Origin of the sequence: Nocardia sp. NPDC058480, from assembly GCF_042720495.1 — a bacterium.
In the GTDB taxonomy this organism is placed as follows: Bacteria; Actinomycetota; Actinomycetes; order Mycobacteriales; family Mycobacteriaceae; genus Nocardia.
Window position 1 is genome coordinate 42,208 of sequence record NZ_JBHXMN010000003.1, and the last position, 18,822, is coordinate 61,029.

At 64.4% G+C, this 18,822-nt stretch carries 21 protein-coding genes and 3 tRNA genes; 14 read left to right on the top strand and 10 right to left on the bottom strand.

From position 1 onward, the window contains the following. Positions 1-82 precede the first annotated feature (82 nt). Positions 83-808: a maleylpyruvate isomerase family mycothiol-dependent enzyme gene (locus ACFWO8_RS09060; RefSeq protein ID WP_378946568.1), complete on the top strand. Its 726-nt coding sequence runs from the start codon at positions 83-85 to the stop codon at positions 806-808. 504 nt (positions 809-1,312) lie between these two features. On the opposite strand, the gene ACFWO8_RS09065 is transcribed toward ACFWO8_RS09060, so the two are convergent. The 4 genes from ACFWO8_RS09065 to ACFWO8_RS09080 form a co-directional block, all read right to left on the bottom strand. Further along, positions 1,313-2,143 carry a hypothetical protein gene (locus tag ACFWO8_RS09065; RefSeq protein ID WP_378946571.1) on the bottom strand — a complete coding sequence of 277 codons (831 nt, stop codon included), beginning with the start codon at positions 2,141-2,143 and terminating at the stop codon, positions 1,313-1,315. A gap of 721 nt (positions 2,144-2,864) precedes the next feature. Continuing rightward, complete coding sequence (locus tag ACFWO8_RS09070) at positions 2,865-3,353, bottom strand: gamma-glutamylcyclotransferase family protein (RefSeq protein WP_378946574.1); 489 nt, start codon at positions 3,351-3,353, stop codon at positions 2,865-2,867. A 20-nt stretch (positions 3,354-3,373) separates the two neighbouring features. After that, positions 3,374-4,471: a hypothetical protein gene (locus tag ACFWO8_RS09075; protein WP_378946577.1), complete on the bottom strand. Its 1,098-nt coding sequence runs from the start codon at positions 4,469-4,471 to the stop codon at positions 3,374-3,376. Positions 4,472-4,670: 199 nt separating this feature from the next. Beyond that, positions 4,671-5,024 carry a GntR family transcriptional regulator gene (locus tag ACFWO8_RS09080; protein WP_378946580.1) on the bottom strand — a complete coding sequence of 118 codons (354 nt, stop codon included), beginning with the start codon at positions 5,022-5,024 and terminating at the stop codon, positions 4,671-4,673. 117 nt (positions 5,025-5,141) lie between these two features. On the opposite strand from ACFWO8_RS09080, the gene ACFWO8_RS09085 reads away from it, so the two are divergent. The 6 genes from ACFWO8_RS09085 to xerC are packed head-to-tail and all read left to right on the top strand — an operon-like array spanning position 5,142 to position 9,110. Continuing rightward, positions 5,142-5,411 carry a hypothetical protein gene (locus tag ACFWO8_RS09085; protein WP_378946583.1) on the top strand — a complete coding sequence of 90 codons (270 nt, stop codon included), beginning with the start codon at positions 5,142-5,144 and terminating at the stop codon, positions 5,409-5,411. Beyond that, positions 5,411-5,647 (top strand): hypothetical protein, encoded by a 237-nt coding sequence (locus ACFWO8_RS09090; RefSeq protein WP_378946586.1) that lies wholly within the window; start codon positions 5,411-5,413, stop codon positions 5,645-5,647. The genes ACFWO8_RS09085 and ACFWO8_RS09090 overlap by 1 nt, the downstream gene beginning before the upstream one ends. 2 nt (positions 5,648-5,649) lie before the next feature. Continuing rightward, positions 5,650-6,012 carry a helix-turn-helix domain-containing protein gene (locus tag ACFWO8_RS09095; protein ID WP_378946591.1) on the top strand — a complete coding sequence of 121 codons (363 nt, stop codon included), beginning with the start codon at positions 5,650-5,652 and terminating at the stop codon, positions 6,010-6,012. After that, the gene (locus ACFWO8_RS09100) at positions 6,009-7,742 is read left to right on the top strand and encodes a replication initiator (protein ID WP_378946595.1); all 1,734 of its coding nucleotides are present in this window, start codon (positions 6,009-6,011) and stop codon (positions 7,740-7,742) included. The genes ACFWO8_RS09095 and ACFWO8_RS09100 overlap by 4 nt, the downstream gene beginning before the upstream one ends. Positions 7,743-7,755: 13 nt before the next feature. Then, positions 7,756-7,947, top strand: a complete 192-nt coding sequence (locus ACFWO8_RS09105; protein ID WP_378946598.1) for an ethanolamine utilization protein EutA — start codon at positions 7,756-7,758, stop codon at positions 7,945-7,947. Beyond that, positions 7,947-9,110 carry a tyrosine recombinase XerC gene (gene xerC, locus ACFWO8_RS09110; RefSeq protein ID WP_378946601.1) on the top strand — a complete coding sequence of 388 codons (1,164 nt, stop codon included), beginning with the start codon at positions 7,947-7,949 and terminating at the stop codon, positions 9,108-9,110. The genes ACFWO8_RS09105 and xerC overlap by 1 nt, the downstream gene beginning before the upstream one ends. A gap of 99 nt (positions 9,111-9,209) precedes the next feature. Here the strand turns inward: xerC and ACFWO8_RS09115 are convergent. The 3 genes from ACFWO8_RS09115 to ACFWO8_RS09125 all read right to left on the bottom strand — a co-directional run bounded on the left by ACFWO8_RS09115 (position 9,210) and on the right by ACFWO8_RS09125 (position 10,222). Beyond that, positions 9,210-9,282, bottom strand: a tRNA-Arg gene (locus ACFWO8_RS09115). A 40-nt stretch (positions 9,283-9,322) separates the two neighbouring features. Beyond that, positions 9,323-9,412: transfer RNA gene (locus ACFWO8_RS09120), tRNA-Ser, on the bottom strand. Positions 9,413-9,505: 93 nt separating this feature from the next. Beyond that, entirely contained in the window at positions 9,506-10,222 is a 717-nt protein-coding gene (locus ACFWO8_RS09125; RefSeq protein ID WP_378946604.1) for a dienelactone hydrolase family protein, read from the bottom strand. Positions 10,223-10,311: 89 nt separating this feature from the next. On the opposite strand from ACFWO8_RS09125, the gene hisC reads away from it, so the two are divergent. The 3 genes from hisC to ACFWO8_RS09140 all read left to right on the top strand — a co-directional run bounded on the left by hisC (position 10,312) and on the right by ACFWO8_RS09140 (position 13,274). After that, positions 10,312-11,388: a histidinol-phosphate transaminase gene (gene hisC / locus ACFWO8_RS09130; RefSeq protein ID WP_378946607.1), complete on the top strand. Its 1,077-nt coding sequence runs from the start codon at positions 10,312-10,314 to the stop codon at positions 11,386-11,388. A gap of 318 nt (positions 11,389-11,706) precedes the next feature. Then, positions 11,707-12,813, top strand: a complete 1,107-nt coding sequence (locus ACFWO8_RS09135; protein ID WP_378946610.1) for a nitric oxide synthase oxygenase — start codon at positions 11,707-11,709, stop codon at positions 12,811-12,813. 92 nt (positions 12,814-12,905) lie between these two features. Next, entirely contained in the window at positions 12,906-13,274 is a 369-nt protein-coding gene (locus ACFWO8_RS09140) for a nuclear transport factor 2 family protein (protein WP_378915131.1), read from the top strand. Here the strand turns inward: ACFWO8_RS09140 and ACFWO8_RS09145 are convergent, their stop codons facing one another. Then, a complete protein-coding gene (locus tag ACFWO8_RS09145; RefSeq protein ID WP_378946613.1) occupies positions 13,275-14,129 on the bottom strand; it encodes an SDR family oxidoreductase in 855 nt (284 codons plus the stop codon). A gap of 62 nt (positions 14,130-14,191) precedes the next feature. Here ACFWO8_RS09145 and ACFWO8_RS09150 point away from each other — a divergent pair, with 62 nt between their 5' ends. Continuing rightward, a complete protein-coding gene (locus tag ACFWO8_RS09150) occupies positions 14,192-14,596 on the top strand; it encodes a winged helix-turn-helix transcriptional regulator (RefSeq protein WP_378946616.1) in 405 nt (134 codons plus the stop codon). Between the two features lie 110 nt (positions 14,597-14,706). On the opposite strand, the gene ACFWO8_RS09155 is transcribed toward ACFWO8_RS09150, so the two are convergent. Then, positions 14,707-14,791: transfer RNA gene (locus ACFWO8_RS09155), tRNA-Ser, on the bottom strand. Between the two features lie 83 nt (positions 14,792-14,874). On the opposite strand from ACFWO8_RS09155, the gene ACFWO8_RS09160 reads away from it, so the two are divergent. Beyond that, on the top strand, positions 14,875-15,858 hold the full coding sequence (locus tag ACFWO8_RS09160; RefSeq protein WP_378946619.1) for an NAD(P)H-quinone oxidoreductase: 984 nt from the start codon (positions 14,875-14,877) through the stop codon (positions 15,856-15,858). Between the two features lie 55 nt (positions 15,859-15,913). Here the strand turns inward: ACFWO8_RS09160 and ACFWO8_RS09165 are convergent, their stop codons facing one another. Continuing rightward, positions 15,914-17,116, bottom strand: a complete 1,203-nt coding sequence (locus ACFWO8_RS09165; protein WP_378946622.1) for a cysteine desulfurase-like protein — start codon at positions 17,114-17,116, stop codon at positions 15,914-15,916. Between the two features lie 86 nt (positions 17,117-17,202). Here ACFWO8_RS09165 and ACFWO8_RS09170 point away from each other — a divergent pair, with 86 nt between their 5' ends. Together ACFWO8_RS09170 and ACFWO8_RS09175 are read left to right on the top strand one after the other, a co-directional pair. After that, entirely contained in the window at positions 17,203-17,781 is a 579-nt protein-coding gene (locus ACFWO8_RS09170; protein ID WP_378915090.1) for a bacterial proteasome activator family protein, read from the top strand. A 207-nt stretch (positions 17,782-17,988) separates the two neighbouring features. Then, positions 17,989-18,816, top strand: a complete 828-nt coding sequence (locus ACFWO8_RS09175) for an ABC transporter permease (protein ID WP_378948147.1) — start codon at positions 17,989-17,991, stop codon at positions 18,814-18,816. The last annotated feature ends 6 nt before the right edge of the window (positions 18,817-18,822 follow it).

An 18,822-nucleotide genomic window follows, 5' to 3' on the forward strand; every position in this document is an offset into this window, starting at 1 on the left:
AGGTGCACAGTTATCCACAGGGCAGTTCCGACGCCGCCGTTATCGCCCATGCGGCGGAGTCGGGAGCACTACTCTCGAATCTGTGACCAGCGAAACGGCTACTCCCACCGATCTGCTCGATCAGGTCGCCGCCTCCACCGCGCGCTTCGATACCGCGATCGGCACGCTCACCGATGCGGCCCTGGCCGAACCGTCCCTGTTACCGGGGTGGACCCGCGGCCATGTGCTGGCCCATATGTCGCGCAATGCCGACAGCCTGCTGAATCTGCTGCTGTGGGCCCGCACCGGCATAGAGATGCCGCAGTACCCGAGCGTCGCCGTCCGCGATGCCGACATCGAGGCGGGCGCACCCCGCCCGCTCACCGTGCAGCACGCCGACTTCACTGCCACCGCACATCGCTGGCAGGCCGTCGCCACCACCATGCCCGCCGCCGATTGGCAGGCCGAGGTCCGCAACCGCCAGGGCGGCACCCTCACCGCCGATCAGATCCCCTGGATGCGCCTGCGCGAGACCGAGATCCACCACGTGGACCTCGACATCGGCTACACCCCCGCCGACTGGCCCGCCGCCTTCGTCGCCCGCCTACTCCCCGAAACCATCACCGATCTCTCCGCCAAGCTCCTCCCCGAAGCCACCCCCACCTTCGACATCCAGTCGACCGACACCGATTTCATCGCCACCGTAGGCCCAGGCCGCCCCCACCACACCGTCCTCGGCCCCGCCACCGCACTCTTGGGTTGGCTGATCGGCCGCACCTCCGGCGGCGACCTGACCGGTCCACTGCCTCCGCTCCCGTCCTGGAAATAGTCCGATCACACGGGGTCATCTCACGAAAAAATCGACCCCGTATCAACTGATACGGGGTCGATTTCGGTGCGCCCGAAGGGATTCGAACCCCTAACCTCTTGGTTGTTCCGTTGCCTTGCGGCTGTCCGCTGACGTACCTCCAAACCTGCTGCTACCAGCATGTTTTTCGATCGTCACTACGTGCCTGTCTGCCGTTGTTTGCTCGAATCACCGGGCGTTTGTAGTGGGAAAGTAGTGGGTGAGTCATGTTCTCCGGCTTCGCATCCGCCCCACAAGGCTCGTCCCTCTGCTGGCGCTCCACTGACTGGAGCCGAACGCGCGCCATATGGTTGGGAAGCAGGCGAACTGGCAGGAATGACGGTCTGACCTAGGCTGACGGTTGTGCGTGGTGTACCCGTATGGTCGGGGACGTTGGTGGCGATCGCTGATGCCTGGGGGCCGCTGCGTACGATCTGCGTACGAGAGTCGCTGGCCCGCCGGTCTGAGGTCCAGATCAGATCAGCGTTAGTTCACTGCGGCCAGCTGCGTATAGTCGACCTCATGCACCGTCATGAAGTCCTCTCGCTTCAGGATCGCGTTCATCACCATTTCGAATAATTCGGAGGCTATGGCCGTGTTTCCCTGACCTTTGTGCGCCATGGTCTCCATTCGATGTTCTGGAGATGATTCAGATGAGTAAATGAAGTACGGCGTCTGGTCGCCTGCGTTCCTGATTTGGTCTAGAAGGACGTACCCCTCTTGGGCGCCCTCGCGGCGACCCATATCGGAAATAATCACCGCGAACTTCTGCCGACGCAGCTCCCACAGGGCTGTAACAGTCGACAAGCACAGTGTAAAACTCAGCCCCATAGCTTCGAAAGCATTGCGCTCGAGTATGTTGTTGTCTGGACGATCATCTACCCACAGGATATGCCTGCGCCAGGACGCCCCTTCTATCGCCTGACCTGTGACAGCAGCTGCCGTTCTCGCGGTTTTTGTCAACTGCTCGATGTTGATCGGCGTGAGTTCTTTGGTTCGGGACGATGAAGCCGCAGCAAGCGAAGCGGTCGCGGTGAGGGCCGCAATGTATGCTGCGTCATCCTTAAAGTCACGTGGGGAAAACAGCTTGCCGCTGTGGCGGCTGACCAGCCATGTGAACACTGCAAGTACCAGAATCGGAAAACTGACGAGAAAATATATAAGCGGCATCCGCTCGGCGGGCGAAAGCGATTCCGCAAAGGCCGTGACTAATGCCGCCATGCCGTATACGAGAACAATGAATAGAGCGATGACGCCTAGTGGATTATGCGCGAGTCCCTTAGCTGTTTCTCCAAAGTCTTTTATCGGATTGCTCATCTAATTCCCATCTACCCTCAGATCGACATGGTGATCGTACAGGTCACCCGCAGGATCTGGAACAGTTGGTGACTTTTTTTCCCCTGCTTCCTCGTCCTGGCCATCCCTGAACTGAGGGAGGTCGTGTCAAGGGCGCTCTTTCCCTTGACTCGTCCGAGTGAGGTCAGACAATCGGGCCATGAGGAGCCAACCCAACCCACGGGTTTCTTCACCGACTCACCGCGGCTTCCTTCGTTCAGCAATTCGCCGACCTGGTGACCGGCCAAGGTGATCGGGAACTATGCCGGCCTTTTCGGCTGGGACCGATGACGGTTCGATGAACCACCTGCATGGGTTCGGCAGGCTGGTCCTATGAGGCAAGCGACGAAGTCGTGCGGCAGTACGTATGCGACTCGGTGTGCTGGTGGGCTGTCGATCGAGGCAGGGTGCCGACACGATCGGGCTCGTGAATTCCGTTCAGCAATTCTCGCCGGTCCACTGATCGGGCCTCGTCAACAGCTCGGGTCGGTGCAGTGTGAGCTGGTTGGAGTCCCGGTTCGCCTGCTTTCGGCGCAGGGTGCCGCCGACGTGCCGACGCGCCGGACGGTGAGGTACGAGCAAGGCCGCTGCGCGTCGAAGCGCGGCGGCGGCGCTCTGCGCCGCCGCAGGCGCTCTTGACTCTATATAGCGAATTTCAGCAACAACTTGTTGTCGTGACGTGGCTCGCCAACAGCCTGGGTCGTTATCGCGGGATCGACCGGTGTTTGGTGTCTCGCTCGGACCACGATGCGCACCTGTCGACGTACTGCGGCAGAAAGTTCGAACGGAAGTCGGACATGCTCCACACGCCGGGGTCTGTGTCGAGCTGCCAGACGTAGGCCCATGCGTCGGTGCCATCGGTGAGGGTCACACGCTCAAGTGCGTAGTCCTCGTCCTCGAACCGATCAAAGAGCATCCACTCTGCCGGGGTGAGTCCGGTGACGACAAGCCCAGGTGTTCGGCGGGTCTTGTCACGAACCAATCCGGGGTACATGCGTCCCGGCAACGGTGCGGCCACCCAGCCGTTGAGCTCCCCAGCTCGGGTATCCGGTACCCGTCCGATCAGCTTCTGAGCCACCTCGGGGACTTGCAGGGTGCCATAGGCGAAGAGTGGCGCGGTGGAAGTCGACGCCAACCCCTCGGGTCCGAAGATGTCGGTTCGGCCGATATGAACGCGGGCGGTTACTGGCATGGCGTGTACCTCCTGAATGCTCAACGGGCACGTTCGATGTGCTCAACATCCCATCGCACGGTGACAGATTGACCGGGCCGCAGGTAGTTGCGGGTAAGGGTGACGAGCACGTCGGTTCCGTCGTTGTCCCACATGAGATCCTCGGACACGGTCTGCTCCGACCCGTTTGCCTGCTCCTCGAGCGCAGCGTACGACAGCAACCGACCTACCGCGTTGTGGCGCAAGGTGATCGTTATGTGCCTTGTGTATCTGGGGATACTCTGCCGCCAATAGTGATCGCTGATGAATCGACCACCGGTGACTTCGTAGGCAACCGTGCCCGTCTCTCCTGGCTGAATCGGGGGCGATATCTGGCACGCGAATTTTGCCATACCGGGCGTGTCGTGGATGCGCTGAACAAGCACCTTCCGCGATCCAACCGACTGCGGTGTGATCGTGATCGAGTTCGGTGTGTGCTCGAACCACACCTCACGCGGGATACGGGCGATCGCTTGAGTACTCATGTTGAACAGCTCATGTGAGTACCGCACGACAGCATGGCCTTCGTCTCCGATCACGATGTCTACCTGCATGGTCAGCTCAACGACCTGACCGGCAAGGCTCGCGAGGCGGGCTGTCTCATCGGGCGACATGCGCAGCACGCGGGCAAGTGCGACAAGCTTCTTGCTGATCCGCTGCATTGAATCGGGGATTTCCTGGCCGACCGAATCCAGCGCCCCGTCTAGCCGAACAGGCCGATGCGGTAGCGAATTGGGCTCGGGTGTCCACTCCGCACGGTGCGCATCGGGCGTCTGGAATGCCTCGTTCACTGCCCGTACCAGCTGTCCAACGCCGGTCGCGTCGGAGATGGGTAGGTCTTCATCGGGCGCGGGATCGAACAGAGCCGCGGCTGTCCATCCCGGAAACATGCCCTCGAGTATCCGGCAAGCGTTGGGGTACGGCAGGCCCTTGAGCTCGCCACCAAGCCATCGGTGTAGCTGCCCACGACTCGGCGCTGTGCCGATCAGCTCGGTGTCGATAGTCCCGGCAACTCGGTCGTACTCACGACAAAAAGTCGAATATTTCTGCCAATGACGTTCTCGCAGAAGCTTTTTCAGTTGGATCGGCTGCGCACTCATTCAGTCCCCTCCCGGCAACCCTGTGCAGCCAGCCTAGGCGACGCGACACAGACGCAACAGAGACGCGACGGCGGATGACTCAGCCGCGAAAGACGCGACAAGAAGGTGATCGCGGGTGCACATCGCTTGGCCGTTAGCTGGAACTACCACCGGCCGACGATCAACCGAAGGGCATGAGATGCACCATCCAACACCGCGACTAGCCGCCCTCAGCGTCCGCCTCCAGCCGCTCGACACGTGCAGACAGGTCGGCCGTCTCCGCTTGCAGCTTGCGGAGCTCGACGCGCATGGCCTCAATGTCGGTCACCCCGCCCTCGGGTGGGCACTCCTCGGCGACGAACACGCCAACAGCCGGGGTAACTGTCACCCAGCCGTTCTCGCGCAGGTACTGCAACGCCTTCTGTGCCGTCCCCAGCGCGACCGCGTAATCCTCCGCGATCTGCCGGTTTCCGGGCAAGCGGGCACCGGGAGCCAGTCGGCCATCCCGAATGTCCTGCTTGATCTGCTCGGCAACCCGCTGGTACGCGGCCAATCCCGATCGGTCGATATCCATTCGACCAGATTACGGGCACTGACCGTCACTGATCTATATCGGACCATTGACAACTGATCCATACTGATACAGACTGATATGTATCAGCTTGAACAGACGCCGATCAGGGGAGACCCAATGAACACGCAAACCGCGACCGCCGCCCGCTCGTTCTGCTCGACCAACTCCGTCCGGCCCAAGCCTCCGGTGGAGCTCTCCGGCTGGGTTGTCACCTACCCGCCTCGCCCTGCCGCTGGATCGGATCAGGGTCTGTGCGCGGTCTGCCGGACCGATCACCTCGACGGCGCTGCCGACCACCTGTTCGAGCTGCCGGAGATGGCCCGTTGCGCCACGGTCGAGCCGTGGGACTACCGCGCCGACGCCCGCGCCTACGGAATGAGCTACTGATGCCGGTCCCGACCCCGCCCCGGATGAACCTGGCTGGCGTGTGCACCTACTGCCTGCGCCGTGACTGCGAAAAGCCTTCGTGCATCGACACCTATGCCGCGACCACCTGGGACATCTGCGAGCGCTGCGGCGGTACCGAGTACATCGACGGCCACCGCTACCCCGAAGACGCCTCCGAGCGCTGCCGCTGGTGCCACGGCGGTCTGTCCTTCACCCTCACACCCCCGGAGAGGTAACCATGTCATCGAATGCTGTTCTGCGAGAGGCGATCCTGAATGCCGGGATGACTCCGGGCATGCTGGCCGAACGTGTCGAGGTCGACGCCAAGACCGTCCAGCGGTGGGTATCGAAGGGGCGACGCCCGCACCCGATCACCCGTCATCGGGTCGCCTGCGCGGTGAATCGGCCGATGGCTGAGCTGTGGCCCCTGTCCGACACTGACACGGCACCGGTCCCGGCATCGGCTCCGGTGATCGACGGCGGAATGTCGTTGACACAGGTACTCGATCGCCTGGCGAGTGTGGCCGCTGTCCTGGATCGACTCACCGACCGATTGGAGAACCTCGAAAAGGCCACCGGTTCCATGGGGGCGACGGCGTGAGTACCGCACCGATCATCGGCCTGGCCCCTCAACGGGAAACCGCTGCCGACCGCCGGGCAATGCCCGACATCACCGATATCGCCGAACACATGGCCGACAAGGAAGGGGTGTGCGCTCGGGTCGTGCCGATGCGGGCGTTCGACCCGAACACCTCGCGGACTTCCTACGTCGGTGCCCCGTGCAAGGCGACCGTGGCGACGACCTGCCCGGCGTGTGCGAAGGCGAACAAGTACCTGCGTATCACCCAGCTCCGGGAAGGGTGGTGCGCTGACCATGAACCCGTCGACGCCGAGCCGGTCGTCACCCAGGCACAGGCGGATGTACTGGGCACTCGCGCAACCCTGTTCACCGAATACCACGAAGCGCGCCGGACCGAGGAACACGAGCTGGCCGAGTCGATCAAGGCTCTGGTGGCCGACCTCGACACCGAGCTCCGCGAACTCGGTGTGCGTGGTCGTCTCCCGGCCCTGGATGAGAAGCCACGCCGCAAGACCAAGTCCACCCGTCGCCGTGACGGACTGCCGGATCTGCCGCGTCTGAAAGTCGATAAGACGCTGACGATCGGGCAGGCATACGCCGACGGTAAACACCGCCCCTCGACGTTCTTCACGCTCACGCTGGACTCGTTCGGCCGGATCAACCAGGTATGGGACCCCACAGGAGGCAAGGACGGCAAGGGCGCGATGGTCTCGGATGGGTCCCCGCGTGATCCCGAGTCCTACGACTACACCCGCCAGGCCCGCGACACGATCCACACGGCCCGGTTGTTCTCCAAGTTCATCGAGAACCTGCGCCGTGCGGTGGGTTGGAATGTCCAGTACTTCGCCACGGTCGAGCCGCAGCGTCGGGCCGCTCCGCACCTGCATGTGGCGTTGCGTGGCTCGTTCTCCAAGAAACTGCTCGCTCAGGTCACCGCGGCTACCTACGTCAATATCTGGTGGCCTCACTTCGACAAGCCTGTCTACAGCGAAGCTCGGATGCCGGTCTGGGACTATTCCGCCGGCACTTTCGCCGACCCCCGCACCGGTCGACCGTTGACCTACTGGGATGACGCGCTGGCGGTGATGGACGAGGTAGACGAACTCGATCCCGCGCACACGCTCAAGTTCGGCGCGCAGTCCAAGCCCATCCAGATCCTGGCCAACACCGACAGCATGGACTACAGCGTGCGGTACCTGACCAAGTACCTCACCAAGAGCCTGGGCGAGCTCCTGACCCCTGGTTCTCGTCGGGTGGCCGAGCACTACGACCGGCTCCACGCGGAGTTGCAGCACACTCCGTGCTCGCCTCGGTGCGGGGTCTGGTTGCTCTACGGCATCGTTCCCAAGGGTGCCAGCGAGAACACCCAGCCGGGCAAGTGCAACAGCAAAGCCCACCGCCGCGACACCCTCGGACTGCCCGGTCAACGGTGCTTGGTCTCCAACAACTGGACCGGCAAAACCCTGCCCGACCACAAGGCTGAACGCATGGAGTTCGTGCGTCAGCAGCTCGCCGCTGTCGGGATCTACCCGCCCGATACCTCGCACCTGCGGATCACCCCGGTACGTCCGGGTGACAAGGACGCACCGCCTCGCGCGCAACTGGTGATGGACCTGGTGAACAGGCGGATCAGCCAACGCGCTCAGTACACGATGGCCCGTCTCGCACAGGACGAGGGACCACCAGGTGTTTCACGTGAAACCGTTGTGCCACAACAGATTTCAGTCGTTCAGCAATCCGAAGCAGCATAGGGAGGAACTCGTCATGTCCAAGCTTCTCAACGAGGCCGAAGTGCGCAAGCTGATCCCGATCGGGCACAGCAAGTACTACGAGCTGATCGGTACTGGTGCGCTGCGGTCGGTGAAGATCGGTCGTCGTCGCTTTGTCACCGAACAGGCCATCACCGACTACATCACCGGTCTCGACCAGGTGGCCGAACTCGAACAGGCTGCCTGATGCCACGTCAGAGGATGACTCCCGGCGAGTGGGGCAAGATCAGCGTCAAAGAGACCGCTCCCGGCCAATTCACCGCCTACACCTACGTGCGCGATGAAGACGGGCAGCGTCGCAAGTTGGAGCGCGTAGGTACCAGCGCAGAGGATGCGCGACGAAACATGTTGCGCCACTTGAAGACGCGGACCTCTCCGCTTGCTGATGCCGTGATCACCGATCGCACCACGTTGGCCGAGTTGTTCCCGATCTGGCTCGCGACCAAGGCCAAGCTCAAGCCTCAATCGCGCGAACTGTACGAACAGTCCTGGACTCGGCACGGGCGCAAACAGCTTGGCGCACTCCGTGTCCGGGAGTTGCCCACCAGCAGGGCCGAAAGGCACCTTGGCAAGATCGCTGCCCGATCGGAATCGAACGCCAAGACATTCCGGGTGGTGCTGATCGGCATGTTCGCTCTGGCCGTGCGATACGACGTGTTGCCCGTCAACCCGATTCGGGAGACCAGCCGCACGGGGGGCAAGCAGTCCGGTGCACGCGCCCTCACTCCTGACGAGTTCGCGAAAGTGCGGGAAGCGGTGCATGCCTACCGTGACCGTGAGAAGGGTTTCGGACCTCGGCCCGGCCGGAATCTGCCCGAGTTCGTTGACGTGCTGGTCTCAACAGGCTGGCGACCGAATGAGGTGCTGTCGCTGCGGTGGTGCGAGGTCAACTTGAAAGCCGACCCGCCAACGGTCACGACTACCGGGACCATGATCGATCACGGCAAGGTCAAGGGGCAGGCGCTCCACCGTCAGGACGCGCGGAAAGGGGATGCGCCCGACCACACGGTGATCCTGCCCAAGCTTGCGGTGCAAGCCCTCAACGCCCTGCGCCCAAAGGACCCTGACCCCGACAGCCCGGTGTTCGCCAACCGCAACGGCGAGTGGATGAGCTTGGCGAACATGCGTCGGTCTCTGCGGGCCGCGCTGCCCGAGGATCTGAAGTGGGTCACCCCGCGAAGCTTCCGCCCGACTGTCGCGACGGTGGTCCGTGACGACCTCGGCCCGGCTCAGGCGCAAGCCCAGTTGTCGCATGCGAAGCTGGACACAACCGAGCGGCACTACCTCGAACGGCGGACTGTCGGACCGGACGCACGGAAGGCCCTCGACAAGTTCACGGAGGGAAAGTAGTGGATCGTTTGTAGTGGGAAAGTAGTGGATTTGGCGACATTTCCCCGAAATGAAAAACCGCCCCTCACCGGTAAACCCTGGTGAGAGGCGGTTTTTTTGTGCGCCCGAAGGGATTCGAACCCCTAACCTCTTGATCCGTAGTCAAGTGCTCTATCCGTTGAGCTACGGGCGCATGGTCTTGCATCTTCAGTTGTCACCCAGCGAACTGGGTGTGGCGGAGGCGAGAGGATTTGAACCTCCGGTCCCCGTGAAGGGACAACTCATTAGCAGTGAGTCCCATTCGGCCGCTCTGGCACGCCTCCTGGAGCCTTCTCTTTCGAGGGCACCGGACCTTGTCGATCCGCCGGGAATGAAGATTACACGAGCAGTCGTAGTAGTCCAAAACGCCTGGTCAATCAGCGTAAATTGCTGTCGAACCAGTCGTAGATGCGCGTCTGGGAATCGATGCGGATGGCGATGGCCGCGTCGTCTTCCGGGTCGGGGCGGTCGGCGCGGTGGCTCAGGCCGGGATAGGTGATTGTGAGACTGGCCACATTCGCCTTGGACGTGGCCTCACGCAGGCGTTCGACCGCCTCGGGCGGGGTGGCGGGGTCGTCGGCGCCGAAGAGGCCGAGCCAGGGGGCTTGGAGATCGGCGGCGATATCGATCAGGGCGGCGTTCTGATCGGGGAGCGGTTCGGTGATGCCGGGGGCGGACACGCTCACCGCGGCGCCGATCGGGCGGGTGGCGGCCACGAGGAAGGCGGCGGTGCCCGCGCTGTCGAAGCCGAGCACGCCGATGGTGTCGGGGAAGACTCCGCGGCCGGTGAGCCAGTCGAAGCCCGCATCGAAGTCGTCGAAGAGTTCCTCGCCGAACACCTCGTGCACCTGCGGGTCGGCGATGCGGTCGAACAGGTGCGGCGCGATGACGATCCAGCCCTCGGCGGACAAGGCCCGCATCAGGTCGAGCAGCCGGGGCGAGAACTCACGGGATTCGTGCAGGACGACGATGCCGCCGCGGGCCACCCGTTCGGGTTCGACCACCGTGATCGGCACGGCCGTGCGTCGCGCGACGGCGGCCGCGTCGACATCCACCGGCCGCAAGGGGGCGACATCGTCGTAAGTGCCCGACATAAACCCAGCGTAGGCGGCAGAACTGGACTTGGGTAGGCCTAGACGGCCGCGCCGCAGGTCGCGACGGCCGATCATCGTAGGGTGGAGGCGTGACCGCGCACATCCGCCCCGACCTCGCCACCATCCCGGCCTACGTTCCCGGCCGTAACCACCCCGATGCGGTGAAGCTCGCGTCCAACGAGACCACCTTCGGTCCGTTGCCGAGCGCGACCAAGGCGATCGCGGAGTCCGCCGAGCAGGCCAACCGCTACCCGGACAATCAGGTCAGCGAGCTGCGGGCGGCGCTGGCCGAGTTCCTCGGCGTCACCGTCGCCAATGTCGCGGTCGGCTGCGGCAGTGTGGCGCTGTGCCAGGAACTGGTGCAGATCACCTGCGACGCACCCACCGACGAGGTGGTGTTCGCGTGGCGCTCGTTCGAGGCGTATCCGATCGTCACGCAGGTGGGCAACGCGACGGCAGTACAGGTGCCACTGGCCCCGGACTACCTGCACGATCTGGACGCGATGGCCGACGCGGTCACCGAGCGCACCAAGCTGATCTTCGTCTGCAATCCGAACAACCCCACCGGCACCGCACACGGGCGTGCCGAGTTGGAACGGTTCCTGGATCGAGTGCCCGCGCATGTTCTCGTCGTGCTCGACGAGGCCTACTACGAGTACCTGCGACTGACCCCCGAAACCCGCCCCGACGGCGTCGAGATCGGTCGAACCAGGCCGAATGTTGTTGTGCTGCGCACCTTCTCTAAGGCCTACGGCCTGGCCGGGCTGCGTGTGGGCTACGCGGTTGGTGCTCCGGAGGTGATCGCCGCACTACTGAAGGTGCATATCCCGTTCAGCGTGAACCGGATCGCGCAGGTCGCCGCGATCGCCTCGCTGCAGGCGCGCGGTGAACTGCTCGATCGCACCGATGTACTGGTGGCACAACGGCATCGGCTGCGTGAAGCGCTGCTGGCCGCGGGCTACGCAGTGCCGCCGAGCGAGGCCAATTTCGTGTGGTTGCCACTGGGCGAGCGCAGTATCGAATTCGCCGAGGCGAGTGCCCTTGCGGGCGTGCTGGTTCGGCCGTTCGCCGGCGACGGTGTGCGGGTGACGGTCGGCGATCCGCACGAGAACGAGCAATTCCTCAGCTTCGCCACCGCACCCGAAACGGCGGCCCGATTCCGTTAGTCCGGGACATGGTCAGCATCCCTTGACATCGGTTTGCGGTGGGATTACCGCGAATTCGAGCACACTGCCAGCACACCGGTCGTAGGCTGACTCGCAGCTGATTTCGGTGTTCGAATTCCGACGAATACGCATGCGGCGACGACCGACCATTACCTGGTCGGCGCGCGCCACCGGTCGAGTGATGTGTTCTCGGCGGGCAATCTTCCCGCGTCGGAGGGTGCACCCGCACGGCCCCGCACCCCGCTGCCCGACCGGAGATTTACCGTGAACCAAGGCTCTCGCCCCGCTGTCTGCGAAACACTCACCCCCACAGTCCCTTTGGCAGCCAATGTCGAGGTCGACGCGCCGCCCTCGGTCGATCTGGAACGCCGGTTGCGTGACTGCGACGAGTTCTTCCGCTACCCCGAGCTCGGGCACCTGCCCACCCAGCGCCGCCTCGGCGCGCTCGCCGAATTGCGCGATACCGGCACCTACACCCAGACCGCCGAGGAGATCCTGATCGGCGCGAAATTGGCGTGGCGCAACCACGCTCGCTGTGTCGGCCGCAAACATTGGCGATCGCTGAAGCTCCTCGATGCCCGCCGAGTTACTTCTGCGCGGGAACTTGCCGAGGTGTGCTGGCAACATTTGCGCCTGGCCACCAATGGCGGCGCGATTCAGTCGATGATCACGGTCGGCCCGACGTCCGAACCCGGCGGTGGTGCGTACCGGATCGAGAGTTCGCAGCTGATCCGCTACGCCGGCTACCGCAACGGCGACGGCACCGTCACCGGCGATCCGGCCAATATCGCGGCCACCGAGCAGGCACTGGAGCTCGGCTGGCGTGGGGCGCGCACGCCGTTCGATGTGCTGCCGGTGCTGATCAGCACCCCAACCGAGGGCGTGCGGTACTTCGACGTTCCGCGCGAGCTGGTGCGCGAGGTCGACCTGATCCACCCCGACTACCCGTGGTTCGCCGCGCTCGGCCTGAAATGGCATGCGCTGCCCGCTGTTTCGAATATGGATCTGGATGTGGGTGGGGTCAGCTATCCCTTTGCCCCCTTCAACGGCTGGTATGTCGGCACCGAGATCGGCGCACGCAACCTCAGCGACACCGATCGATACAACATGCTGCCGCTGATCGCCGACATGATGGGCCTGGACACCTCATCGGTGCGGACGCTGTGGCGCGACAAAGCCCTGATCGAACTCAATCATGCAGTGCTACACAGCTTTCGGGCGGCTGGCGTGCACATGGTCGACCACCACACCGTGGCCAAGCAGTTCTGCGATCACGTGCAACGCGAGCAAGCTGCCGGGCGCGCGTGCCCGACCGACTGGAGTTGGGTCAATCCGCCCATCTCGTCCGGGCTGACACCCACCTTCCACCGCTACTACGACGCGCCCGACCTGGATATTCGACCGAATTTCGTCCGCCGAGACTGACGGGTTACGCACCGCCTCCGGCGAGCGTAGGGTTCTCGGTACGGGCCGAATCGCCCTGGTCCGGCTCGTTTCGACGAGCGAGGGAGACCGAGATGAGCACCGCGTCCAGTTCAGGATTCGATGCCGATGCACTGCGCCGCGGAATCGAAAGCCGCGATGCCGCAACACTGCTGACGCTCTACGACGACGATGCCGAGATCCGTATGGTCGACCACCGCGACCAACCCAGCCATCCGCGGGTGATGCACGGCCGCTCGGCGATCAGCGCGATGTTCGACGACGTGTGCGCCAGGGAGATGACCCACTCCCTCGACAGCGTCCTGATCGACGGCGACCACATCGCCTTCGTGGAATCGTGCCGCTACCCGGACGGCACCCGCGTCCTGGCTCACTCGATGGCCAACTTGCGCGACGGCCGCATCGTCGACCAGACGTCGATCCAGGCGTGGGACGAAGGGTAGTCAGCTGAAATCGGCGACGTGGTCGGCCGCCCACCGGCGGTAGTCGCGGGCCGGTGACCCGGTGACATCGTGCACCGTTGAGGTCGCGGAGCCGGGTACATCGACGAGGCCGGCAAGCCCGCTCAGCACTACGCGCGCGATATCGGGTGGGAGCCAACCCATGTGCTCCACCGCCGCCTCGGGGCTCACCTCCTCCCAGATCAGCGTGCGCCCGAGTGCGGCGCCGATGGCTTCGACCTGGTCGATCCGGCTCAGCGGGGCCGGGCCGGTCAGGGCGTACCGCGCGCCTGCGTGCCCATCGGTGGTCAGTGCGCGTACGGCGACCGCGGCGATATCGGCCTCGTGCAGCAGCGTCATCGACGCTGCTCCATACGCGCCGCGCACCACATCGCCGGTGCGGATCTGCGGTGCCCACTCCAAGGTGTTCGTGGCGAAACCGCTGGGGCGCAGGAAGGTCCATTCGAGCGTGGATTCGGTGATCGGCTTCTCGATGAGGGCATGTGCCCGGCCGATCGGGTGGTCCTGTTCTTCCAGATCGTCACGGACCGCCCCGGAGGAGAGCAGGACGATGCGGCGCGCGTATGCGGCGATACGAGCGACTACCGACTCCGCGATCTCCGCCGACAACATCGGCCAGGTCAGATAGACCGCATCGACGCCATCGAGTGCGCTGTCGAGGGTGTCAGGTGCGGTCAGATCCCCGTGCACAACCTCGACATCCAGCGGTAGCGACGCCGCGCGCGGATCACGAGCCAACGCCCGCACCCGTGTCCCGCCCGCGGCGAGCTGCGCCGCCACCTGACCTCCGACGTGACCGGTCGCCCCGATCACCAGAACCTTGCTGGTATCCACCATGGGCCAACCGTACGAAGGGGACTTACTTCTGGAAAGGACCTACTGATAGGTAAGCTCCGGGCATGGCGGTAGGAGTCCCGGAGAGCGACCGGTCCACACTCGGGCAACGTGACGTATTCGACAAGGACTGCCCGGCCCACACCATCCTCGGCAAGGTCACCAGCCGCTGGGGCGTCCTGATCCTCGCGGCGCTACGCGACGGCCCGATGCGATATCACGTCCTACGCGACCGAATCGGTGGCATCAGCGAAAAGATGCTGTCGCAGAACCTGCGCACCTTCACCGAATACGGCTTGGCCGAGCGCACCGTCGAACCCACTGTGCCACCACGTGTTTCCTACGCACTGACGCCGATAGGCCACGAGGCAGCCGAAGAGCTACATGGTCTATTGAAGTGGGTGAGCACCCGCGCCGAAGAGATCGTGGCCTTCCAAACGTCCAGCCTGATCACGCAAGAACATGGGTAACTCACCGACCACAGCAAATTCGCCCACCGGCAAAACCCCCAGCCGCGTCCCCACCTCCCCACGCACCTAGGTCTGGCCTGAATACGCGGAGAGGCGGAACAGCGGAACTGCGGAGACGGAGGGATTTGAACCCCCGATGGTGTTACCCATGCTCGCTTTCAAGGCGAGTGCATTCGGCCGCTCTGCCACGTCTCCCTGCCCTGGATCGTAGCTGATCCGCTGATCGGTGGCGGCGTGGGTTCTGGTTGCCCGGCGCGTGCGGGTGGAGGATAACCACCATGTATGCGATTCAACTGAATGGGTTCGGTGGGCCGGAGGTTATGGAGTGGACCGTGGCGGTCGATCCGGAGCCGGGGCCTGGTGAGGTGCTTGTGGAAGTTGTTGCGGCGGGAGTTAATCGGGCCGATGTGATGCAGCGGATGGGGTTCTATCCGCCGCCTGCCGATGCCAGTTCGATTCTGGGGTTGGAGTGTTCGGGGACAATTGTGAAGTTGGGCGCGGGGGTTGAGGACTGGCAGGTCGGGGATCGGGTGTGTGCGTTGCTGGCGGGGGGTGGATATGCGCAGTTCGTGGCGGTGCCTGCCGCGCAGCTGTTGCCGATTCCGGACGAGATGGATGCTGTCGCGGCCGCGGGATTGCCGGAGGTGGCGGCGACGGTGTGGTCGAACCTGGTGATGACGGCCGGGTTGCGATCGGAGCAGCTGGTGTTGATTCATGGTGGCGGTGGCGGGATCGGGACGCACGCGATCCAGGTGGCGCGAGGGCTCGGGGCGCGGGTCGCGGTGACGGCGGGGTCGGACGAGAAGCTGGCCAAGTGCGCCGAACTGGGGGCGGAGATCCTGATCAACTATCGGACCGAGGACTTCGTCGCGGTGCTCGCGGACCAGGGCGGTGCCGACGTGATTCTCGACAATATGGGCGCGAAGTATCTGGAGCGGAATGTGGAGGCGCTGGCGCCGTTCGGGCAGCTGGTGGTGATCGGGATGCAGGGCGGCGTCGCCGGGACGCTGAATATCGCTGCGCTGCTGCGCAAATGGGGCACAATCCAGGCGACCAACGTGCGCAGCCGCCCAGCGCTTGGACCTGGCAGCAAGGCCGAGGTCATCGCCGCGGTTCGCGCCCAGGTGTGGCCGCGGATCGAGGCGGGCGAGATCGTTCCGGTGATCTCCACCGAACTACCGATTACCGAGGCCGCCCGCGCGCACGAGATGCTCGACGAGTCGACGACCTTCGGCAAGGTGATCCTGCGGGTTCGCGACTGACACGCCACTGCCGACGGGATCGTCGACGTGGTCGGGCCGATGTCGTGCTGACCGACTACTCCAGCGCGCTGAGCGCCCGGCCGAGCTGGTCGATCTCGTAGCGGGTCGTGTAGGGCGCGAGGCCGATCGTGACGGCACCGCCCTCGTCGTTCACACCGAGCGCGTCGAGCAGTCGACTCCCGCCGTGTACCCCGCTGACCGTGCCGATCCTGGCATCGGCCAGCTTGGCCGCCACCTTCTCCGCCTGCATCCCGGCCATCGTGAAACTGACCGTCGGGATGCGGGTGGAGGCGCGGCCGATCACGGTGAGGTTGTCGACCTTCTCCAGCACCTGCATGAGGTGGTCGAAGAGCTGGTCGTGATAGTCCTGCAGCGAGGTGATCGACATCTCGAGGCGTTCGCGGCGGGTGCCGGTGGCGCGTTCGTCGAGTCCGGCGAGGAAGTCGATCGACTCGGTGAGCCCGGCGAGCAGCGCGTACTGATGCCCGCCCACTTCGAGGCGTTCAGCACCCTTGGCATAGGGGTTGAGCGACATCGAGGGGATGCGGTCGAGGAACGCGGGGTCGCGGAAAACCAGCGCGCCCACCTGCGGCCCACCCCACGACGGTGCGCTCAGCGCGACCACGTCGGCATTGAGTTCGTCGATGTCGATCAGCGCGTACGGTGCCGCGCCGAACGCGTCGGCCACCAGCAATCCGCCCACGTCGTGCACCCGATCGGCCGCCACCCGGACACCGGGCGCCGAACCGACGATCGGCGATGCCGCGGTGAGCGCGACCAGGCGCGCGGTGGGGCCGATCAGCTCCTCGAACTGCCACGACGGCATCTCACAGGTCTCGATCTCCACCTCGGCCCAGCGCACATGCGCGCCGTACCGGTTGGCGATGCGCAGCCACGGGGCCACGTTGGCCTCGTCGTCCAGGCGGGAGAGCACGATGCCGGTACCGAGCCCGAGGCGTGAGCTCAGCGATTCGGCCAGCCAGGCCAGCAGTACCGCGCGATCGGGACCGAGCACGACGCCGGCCGGATCTCCACCGACCAGATCGGCGACCGCTTCCCTGGCGGCGTCGAGGATCGCGCCGCTGCGCGATGCCGCACCGTGGCGGCCGATATGGGAAAACGAGGAGTTACGGAAACCCGTTGAGACGGCACGCGATACCGAATCGGGAACCAGCATCCCCGCCTGCGGGTCCAGATGGATCCAGCCGTCGCCCAGGGACGGTATCAGGCCCCGAACCCTCGCGACGTCATAAGTCATGGTGGTCACTTTAAGGGCTGGGGGCCTGTCGGTGTAACCGCGTAGGGGTTTTAGCGCGAACCCGACACACACGCAATGATGGGGATATGACGCACTCGGAGGATGTCCCCGAATCCATCGTCGTGATCGGTCCCGACGGCCGTCCACTGACCGTGCCCGCCGACGCCGACAGCGCGTCCGCGTTCAACGGACAGGTCGTGCCCGACGACGAGAAGGCCGCGAGCGAATCGGCCGAGTCGCTCACCGACATGGTCGAGCAGCCCGCCAAGGTGATGCGCATCGGCACGATGATCAAGCAGCTACTCGAGGAGGTTCGCGCCGCACCGCTGGACGACGCCAGCCGCACGCGCCTCAAGGAGATCCACAAGTCCTCGGTCCGCGAGCTCGAACAGGGCCTCGCCCCGGAACTGCGCGAGGAACTCGAACGCCTCACCCTCCCCTTCACCGACGACTCGGTGCCATCGGACGCGGAACTGCGCATCGCCCAGGCTCAGCTCGTCGGCTGGCTGGAGGGCCTGTTCCACGGCATCCAGACCGCGCTGTTCGCCCAGCAGATGGCCGCCCGCGCCCAGCTCGAGCAGATGCGCCAGGGTGCGCTGCCGCCGGGAATGCACGCGGCCGACTCCAAGGCAGGCGGCCATGTGGGCGGCGGTCAATACCTGTAGATCTACCGGCGCCCGTCGACAACCAACCCTGTAAGGTCGGGGACCGTGCCCGCCGCTGCCGCTCGTCCTGATTCGGTCTCCGATGAGGGTGACGTGCGTACCGAAGAGAGCCCCGTGCATTCCGAACAGACTCCGACCGAGACAGAGCTCGCCGAAGCTGCCGCTGCCGAGCACACTGCCGACGCGCCACTGCTGGTGAAGACGCCGATGGTGTCGGATTCGCAGACGTTCGGGCGTGCGTTCAAGGACATGCGCGACGGTCTACATCAGCGCGAGCTGTGGTTGTCGCTGGGCTGGCAGGACATCAAGCAGCGCTACCGGCGTTCGGTGCTCGGTCCGTTCTGGATCACCATCGCGACCGGTTTGCAAGCGCTGGCGATGGGCCTGCTGTATTCGACGTTGCTGAATCAGCCGATCAGCGAATACCTGCCGTACGTGACCGTCGGTCTGATCGTGTGGAACGTCATCCAAGCCTCGATTCTCGAGGGCTCCGATGTGTTCATCGCCAATGAGGGACTGATCAAACAGTTGCCCTCGGCGCTGAGCGTCCACGTATATCGCCTGGTCTGGCGCCAGTTCCTGTTCTTCATCCACAATGCGGCGATCTACGCGGTGTTGTTGATCGCGTTCTCGATCTGGCGCAACCTGGACTTCTCGTTCCTGCTGGTGATCCCCGCGATCCTGCTGCTTTTCCTCAATGCCATGTGGGTGACGATCGTGTTCGGCATCTTCTCCACCCGCTACCGCGATATCGCCCCGATCCTGGGCTCGATGACGCTGATGCTGTTCGTGCTGACCCCGGTGATGTGGTCGACGAAGGCGCTGGAGAACTCGGTCGGCGGCATGAGCGAGCGGGCCAAGCTGATCGAGATCGTGCCCACCTTCCACTACCTGGAGATCGTGCGCGCTCCCCTGCTCGGCGAGCCGTCGGAGTGGCATCACTGGGCGATCGTCGGTGCGATCACGGTGGTCGGCTGGGCCGTCGCGATCCTGGCGCTCAAGCAGTACCGTGCCCGCGTCCCGTACTGGGTTTAGGAGCAG

What these genes read in the sequence shown, in the direction of transcription:
- ACFWO8_RS09090 (WP_378946586.1), top strand. Translation starts at nt 5,411, where the DNA reads ATGCCGGTCCCGACCCCGCCCCGGATGAACCTGGCTGGCGTGTGCACC.
- ACFWO8_RS09125 (WP_378946604.1), bottom strand. Translation starts at nt 10,222, where the DNA reads ATGTCGGGCACTTACGACGATGTCGCCCCCTTGCGGCCGGTGGATGTC.
- ACFWO8_RS09105 (WP_378946598.1), top strand. Translation starts at nt 7,756, where the DNA reads ATGTCCAAGCTTCTCAACGAGGCCGAAGTGCGCAAGCTGATCCCGATC.
- ACFWO8_RS09165 (WP_378946622.1), bottom strand. Translation starts at nt 17,116, where the DNA reads ATGACTTATGACGTCGCGAGGGTTCGGGGCCTGATACCGTCCCTGGGC.
- ACFWO8_RS09070 (WP_378946574.1), bottom strand. Translation starts at nt 3,353, where the DNA reads ATGCCAGTAACCGCCCGCGTTCATATCGGCCGAACCGACATCTTCGGA.
- ACFWO8_RS09160 (WP_378946619.1), top strand. Translation starts at nt 14,875, where the DNA reads ATGTATGCGATTCAACTGAATGGGTTCGGTGGGCCGGAGGTTATGGAG.
- ACFWO8_RS09085 (WP_378946583.1), top strand. Translation starts at nt 5,142, where the DNA reads ATGAACACGCAAACCGCGACCGCCGCCCGCTCGTTCTGCTCGACCAAC.
- ACFWO8_RS09145 (WP_378946613.1), bottom strand. Translation starts at nt 14,129, where the DNA reads ATGGTGGATACCAGCAAGGTTCTGGTGATCGGGGCGACCGGTCACGTC.
- ACFWO8_RS09170 (WP_378915090.1), top strand. Translation starts at nt 17,203, where the DNA reads ATGACGCACTCGGAGGATGTCCCCGAATCCATCGTCGTGATCGGTCCC.
- ACFWO8_RS09065 (WP_378946571.1), bottom strand. Translation starts at nt 2,143, where the DNA reads ATGAGCAATCCGATAAAAGACTTTGGAGAAACAGCTAAGGGACTCGCG.
- ACFWO8_RS09175 (WP_378948147.1), top strand. Translation starts at nt 17,989, where the DNA reads ATGGTGTCGGATTCGCAGACGTTCGGGCGTGCGTTCAAGGACATGCGC.
- xerC (WP_378946601.1), top strand. Translation starts at nt 7,947, where the DNA reads ATGCCACGTCAGAGGATGACTCCCGGCGAGTGGGGCAAGATCAGCGTC.
- ACFWO8_RS09080 (WP_378946580.1), bottom strand. Translation starts at nt 5,024, where the DNA reads ATGGATATCGACCGATCGGGATTGGCCGCGTACCAGCGGGTTGCCGAG.
- ACFWO8_RS09150 (WP_378946616.1), top strand. Translation starts at nt 14,192, where the DNA reads ATGGCGGTAGGAGTCCCGGAGAGCGACCGGTCCACACTCGGGCAACGT.
- ACFWO8_RS09095 (WP_378946591.1), top strand. Translation starts at nt 5,650, where the DNA reads ATGTCATCGAATGCTGTTCTGCGAGAGGCGATCCTGAATGCCGGGATG.
- ACFWO8_RS09075 (WP_378946577.1), bottom strand. Translation starts at nt 4,471, where the DNA reads ATGAGTGCGCAGCCGATCCAACTGAAAAAGCTTCTGCGAGAACGTCAT.
- ACFWO8_RS09140 (WP_378915131.1), top strand. Translation starts at nt 12,906, where the DNA reads ATGAGCACCGCGTCCAGTTCAGGATTCGATGCCGATGCACTGCGCCGC.